The organism is Vibrio sp. Y176 (genome assembly GCF_033438945.1).
In genome coordinates this window covers 1-724 of the sequence record NZ_JAWOQS010000486.1, presented here as the reverse complement: position 1 = coordinate 724, position 724 = coordinate 1, and the positions used below count along the sequence as shown (strand labels likewise).

Annotated in this window: 1 pseudogene; it reads right to left on the bottom strand. The window is 48.5% G+C overall.

Annotation, left to right across the window (positions count from 1 at the left end):
- Positions 1-724, bottom strand: a pseudogene (locus tag R7O13_RS26865) (helicase-related protein); the annotation flags it as partial.

Below are 724 nucleotides of genomic sequence, written 5' to 3'. Positions count from 1 at the left end.
TGCTTAGATTGTTGCAGCGCGGCAGCAGAAGGAAGATCGAGCCATTTTAGCTCATTAATATCGGTCGTCCCTCAAAACGCCAGCTCCATTACCAAGCTCGCAAGATCGGAATGCAAAATCTCAGGTTGTGGCACTTGTGGCTGTTGCTTGAGTTGACTTTCTGAATAGAGGCGAACGCAAATCCCCTCTTCAATCCGCCCAGCACGACCAGCTCGCTGGATGGCTGACGATTGAGCTATACGCGTTTGTTCCAATCGTGTAAGGCCATTTTTCAAGTCAAAACGCGCAACACGCTCCAAACCAGAATCCACCACAAGGCGAATACCTTCAATTGTCAGAGAGGTTTCCGCAATGTTGGTTGCCAATACGACTTTGCGCTTACCTTTTTCTGCAGGAGAGATGGCTTTCTGTTGCTCAGTAAAGCTCAACTGACCATACAACGGGCATACTTCAACATCGTCCGGTAAGTGCGATAAACGCTCTTGCACTTGCTTAATGGCCGCCACACCGGGAAGAAACGCAAGCAGAGAGCCTGACTCTTTATTCATCAAACTCTCTATATTTTTTGCCATTACCGTTGGAAGATGATCGTTGGCAGTAAGCGGAGCATAGCGAGTTTCCACGGCAAAGCTGCGCCCTTCTGATTCAATATAACAAGCTTCCGGCAGTAAGGATTGCAACGCTTCTTGATCCAACGGTGCCGACATCACCACCAGCTTAAGAT